Source organism: Streptomyces echinoruber (genome assembly GCF_014651135.1).
Lineage (GTDB): Bacteria > Actinomycetota > Actinomycetes > Streptomycetales > Streptomycetaceae > Streptomyces > Streptomyces echinoruber.
Genome location: NZ_BMWH01000065.1, coordinates 1 through 4,130, shown reverse-complemented (window position 1 = coordinate 4,130; position 4,130 = coordinate 1). Strand labels below are relative to the sequence as shown.

Below are 4,130 nucleotides of genomic sequence, written 5' to 3'. Positions count from 1 at the left end.
GACTGCCACACGCGGGCGAACCGGCTGTCAGCTGACAGGCCGCCGAGGCAGACCAGGAATTCGCGCACGGTGAGCCGTGCGATCTCGGCGGCGGTGAGGTGGTACTCGCGGCGTAGGTCCGCCTCGACGGCGCCCCAGTTGCGGACTACCGCCGTCCAGAACTCGCCCGCTTCCCCTTGGGGCGCGGCCGGTTCTTCCGGCTCGGCGCCGTCGCCGGGCGCCGGGCTTTTCCCTTGGCGGCCTCGCGCTTGTCGTACTCGGCGGCGGCCTGCTCCATGCTGAGGCTGCCGGGGTCGGCGACGTTCGCCGTCGCCCACATGAGCACGATGGCGAGCTGCCGGTCGGACATGCCGGCCTCGGCCCACTCGTCGACGGCCTCGGGCCCGAACAGGGACGCGAGCAGGCGCCGCATGTCCTCGGGGCGCGCGCTGTGCATGACCCTGTGGAGCTGGAGCATGTAGAGCGCGGGCAGGGACGACGGCAGGGTGTAGACCTTGCCGAACAGGCGCAGCGGCAGGCCGCGGCGCGGCTCGGCCTGCTCGGCAAAGAACTGGTCGAAGTCGGCGACCTGGTCGACGTCCTGCTCGACGTTGGCGGCCTGGTCGTGGGGCTCGATCACGCGCCACCCCCGGACGGATCGGTGACGGGCGCGGTCGTCGGTGCGCCGCACCTGGTGAACGTCGCGCCCCAACTGGTCTTGGCGTTGTGCTCGCCGCCCTGCTCGCCCGGGGTGACGGTGCACTCCCACACGGTCCATTCCGTCTGGGACTTGTGGCGGTAGCGCATCCGGCCGCGCGACTCGCTGCCGAGCTTCCACGCCCACGTGTTGTCGACGTAGTTCTGTCCGGCGTCGCGCACACCGTTGGTCATGGCGTACAGGCCGGTGACCTCCAGCGTCGCGCCGCGCTGCATGACGTCCTGCTCGTACAGGCCGTCGCTGTCGTTGGTGGTGGTGTCGGCCGTCTCCTCGTTCTGCGACGGGTCGTACGACCACGAGTTGATGTTGCCGATGCGGTGCCATACGGGCGAGGTACCGGTCGTGTCCTCGACCTCGAAGTACCAGCCGCGGGCGTCGATGGGGCGGCCCATGCTGGGGGTGTTCTCCTATTCGGTGCGGTGGGTGCTGGGGGACGACACGTCGAGGTCGACGTTCACGACGTGCTCGTGTCGGCCTTGGGAGTCGGCGCCCATCGGGGCCGGGGTGCCGCGCGCGGCGGCCAGGATCAGCCACGTACCGTCGGGCAGCTCGCCCCCGGCGAGGCCGTGCAGGGCGCTGTAGATCGCCCACGCTCGGTCGCGGGAGACGCGCGGGTCGGTGCCGCCGCGCACGCGCACTTGCAGGCGCACCGTGTCGTAGGCGTTGACGGTGTCCGGGGCCCCGGAGTCGTACAGGGACAGGCACACGGCCGCGTCCGGCGTCGACGGCATCCGCTCGACGAACAGGTCGCCCGTCTTGCCGGTGGGGTCGTAGGCGACCAGGCCGAGGCCGTCGAGCAGGCGGGCGACGCCGTCGGTCACGTCAGCCACTAAGCGACCTCCGCAACTGGGCGGCGATGATCGCCGCGACCGTGGGGGCCTCCTGCGTCAGGGGGCGTTCGAGGTACTTCGCGGAGCGGCCCGCATCGTGCCGGTAGGTCAACTCCTCGTGCTGCCGGACGGCGTACGGGGTGTCGTAGCTGACGGCCGCGGTCAGGGACGACTCGTCGACCGTGGCCACCCCGGAGCGTTCGAGGGTGGCCTCTTCAATCGGGACGATCTTCCGCGACTCGGTGAGCACGTGCTCGGCGCCGAGGCGCAGGCCGCGCACGGCCCCCGTGCGGGTGCCGCGCATGACCGCGTCACCGTTCCAGCGCAGCCGGGTTCGCTGCGTCACTCGCACATCACCTCCGTACAGGCGGGCACGGGCAGGCCGGGCGCGGTGTGCTGGGCGGTGCTGATCGCCTTGGTGACGCGGCCGGACGGGAGGGTGATCCGCGACTCGGGAGGGCAGTCGAGGCCGGGCGCGGTGATGACCTGGGCGGTCGAGGCGACCTCGACGCCCTCGCGGTTGCGGGTGAGGCGGGTTCCTTCGGCGACCAGGGCCCGCACCTCGACGGGCGGCCGGTAGGTCGGCCCGTACGCGCTGTCGCCGTCGTACGGCTCGACGGTGACGCGGTGGCGCAGCAGGTATCCGGGGACTCTCACCAGATCACCCCCGGCAGCAGTCCGGCGCGGCGTAGGGCGCGGTGCGCGCGGGGGGCGAGGTCGACGTCGCCGACGGCGGCCGGGGTGTCGCGGCGGTCGCCGAGGGACACGGGGCCGATAGAGACGCTGCCCCATCGGCCGGCCGCGCCCGTGCCGTCGTCGCCCGTGGCGAGCTGGTACTCGACCTGAGCACAGGTGGCGTCGGCGAGGGCCTGCACAACGGCCGGATCGGTCGGCATCCCGGCGTCGTTGGTGTCGTAGACGGCGCACAGTAGAGCGTCGTCGACGTCCTCGGACGCGCGGGCGAGCAGCCGCTCGGCGTCCGATGGCGCCGGTTCCCCGGTCCACGCCGACAGTTGCTCGGGGGTGGCGTAGACGCGGGGCACCGGTCACCCCTCCTTCTTGGCGCGGGAACGCGAACGCCCCGCGGGCTTGTCTGCCTGCGGGGCGTCGGTGTCGTCCGGGCCGGTGTCCGGCGCGCTGTCCGCGTCGTCCGGCTCGGTGCGGTGGTAGCGGCGCAGCATCACGGCGGCGCCCTCCTTCCTGGTCAGGTGGTGGCGAGGGTGCCGACGCACACGCCGCGGTCGTCCAGCCGCTTCACGGCGTAGTGCAGGGTCGTGGTGACGACGGTCGAGCGGGCGAGGATGTCGCGGTCGGACTCGACCAGCGGGCGCCGCTTGTAGAGCAGGCCGAGCGCGCCGGTCTTGACCAGCAGAAACTTGCCCGCGGCGACACGGTTCGTGACGAACACGTTGACGCCACCGATACGGCCGATGCTGCCGGACGCGGCGGCGGACTCGCCGTTGCCGAGCTTGTCAGCGTCGACGAACTGCGGGTCGAGCATCGCCTCGGTGAGCTGCGCCGAGTTGATGAACAGGCCGGCGAAGTCGGACGGCTCCCACTCGTCGCCGAACTGGCCGATGGCCGGGACCATCGCACCGGCCCACGTGAACTTGGTCTGTCCGGCCGCGGTGGTGAACTTGAGAGGCGTCCCGCCACCCTGTGCGGTCTCGTCGGCCTGCGCCTGGGTGATCAGGTCGGCGTCGACCTTGCGCGCGGCCAGTACGCCGAACTGCCGGCGGGCCTCGGCCTCGGGGTCGCCGAGGGACACCAGCTTGGCCTTGTCGGTGATCTCGACGGCCTTACCGGCTTCCTTGATCACGGCCTTGGCCGACTTGGTCGACATGGCAACCGGGGTCATCGGCGTTGCCTCGTCCAGCTCGTCGAGGTCGCCGAGGGCGCCCCACTTGGGGAATTCGATCTCCTCGCCGGGCGCGCCCTCAAGGGTGTTGTCCTCGACGACGGCGGACGATCCGGCGACGCGCACCTTGCCGAGGAATTCGGCCTGCGCCATATCGCCCCAGACCTCGGGGACGATCATCAGGGCACTGGTGGTCTTCGCCACGGTGGCTACTCACTTTCTCCGGCGCGGTGCCGGGCATCCGGGGCCCGGCGCGAGGGCCGGGCGGGTCAGGAACCGGCGAGGCGCCGGTAGGTGTCGGGGTCGGTCTGGAACAGCTCGGCGCGCTCGGCGTAGGACATGGCGGCGAACTGCTCGGGCGTGATCGCTCCGGGGCCGGTGCTGGAGAAGTCGGCGCCGCCCTTGGCCGGGGTCTGCGGGACGGCGGCGAGCCACGGCTGAGCGGTGACGGCGTTCTTGATCGCCTCGGTGATCGCCGCGGTGTCGGCCGGGTCGATCTGCGCCACGGCCGTGTTGAACGACGCGGAGTCGAGCAGGCGGGCGACATCGGCGCCCGCACTCGGTGCGGCCTGGATCACGGCGGCCTGTACGGCGGCCTTCCGGGCGGCGGCTGCCGACTCGGTGAGGGCCTGCTGTGCCCACTTCGGCAGGCGCTCGACGGCCCCCTCGGGCACGTCGACGACCGGTGCGGCCGGGGCCTGCGGGGCGGGCTGCTGCGGCTGCTGCTGGGCGGCCTGCTGCGCCC

Annotated in this window: 9 protein-coding genes; all 9 read right to left on the bottom strand. The window is 72.3% G+C overall.

Features of this window, described 5'->3' with window-relative positions:
* Window positions 1-145: 145 nt before the first annotated feature.
* The gene (locus IE225_RS32385; protein WP_190061245.1) at window positions 146-619 is read right to left on the bottom strand and encodes a hypothetical protein; all 474 of its coding nucleotides are present in this window, start codon (window positions 617-619) and stop codon (window positions 146-148) included.
* The gene (locus IE225_RS32380; protein ID WP_190061244.1) at window positions 616-1,089 is read right to left on the bottom strand and encodes a phage tail tube protein; all 474 of its coding nucleotides are present in this window, start codon (window positions 1,087-1,089) and stop codon (window positions 616-618) included. The genes IE225_RS32385 and IE225_RS32380 overlap by 4 nt, the downstream gene beginning before the upstream one ends.
* A gap of 15 nt (window positions 1,090-1,104) precedes the next feature.
* Window positions 1,105-1,527 (bottom strand): minor capsid protein, encoded by a 423-nt coding sequence (locus tag IE225_RS32375; RefSeq protein ID WP_190061243.1) that lies wholly within the window; start codon window positions 1,525-1,527, stop codon window positions 1,105-1,107.
* Window positions 1,520-1,873, bottom strand: coding sequence for a hypothetical protein (locus IE225_RS32370; protein ID WP_190061242.1), 354 nt, complete (start codon window positions 1,871-1,873; stop codon window positions 1,520-1,522). The genes IE225_RS32375 and IE225_RS32370 overlap by 8 nt, the downstream gene beginning before the upstream one ends.
* On the bottom strand, window positions 1,870-2,184 hold the full coding sequence (locus tag IE225_RS32365; protein WP_308432580.1) for a hypothetical protein: 315 nt from the start codon (window positions 2,182-2,184) through the stop codon (window positions 1,870-1,872). The genes IE225_RS32370 and IE225_RS32365 overlap by 4 nt, the downstream gene beginning before the upstream one ends.
* Window positions 2,181-2,570 (bottom strand): hypothetical protein, encoded by a 390-nt coding sequence (locus IE225_RS32360; RefSeq protein WP_190061241.1) that lies wholly within the window; start codon window positions 2,568-2,570, stop codon window positions 2,181-2,183. Before IE225_RS32360 ends, IE225_RS32365 begins: the two co-directional genes overlap by 4 nt.
* Before the next feature lie 3 nt (window positions 2,571-2,573).
* Window positions 2,574-2,708 (bottom strand): hypothetical protein, encoded by a 135-nt coding sequence (locus IE225_RS33855; RefSeq protein ID WP_268250028.1) that lies wholly within the window; start codon window positions 2,706-2,708, stop codon window positions 2,574-2,576.
* 23 nt (window positions 2,709-2,731) lie between these two features.
* Complete coding sequence (locus tag IE225_RS32355; RefSeq protein WP_190061240.1) at window positions 2,732-3,589, bottom strand: phage major capsid protein; 858 nt, start codon at window positions 3,587-3,589, stop codon at window positions 2,732-2,734.
* 65 nt (window positions 3,590-3,654) lie between these two features.
* Window positions 3,655-4,130: hypothetical protein (locus IE225_RS32350; protein ID WP_190061239.1), on the bottom strand; the 476-nt coding region annotated here is incomplete at its 5' end.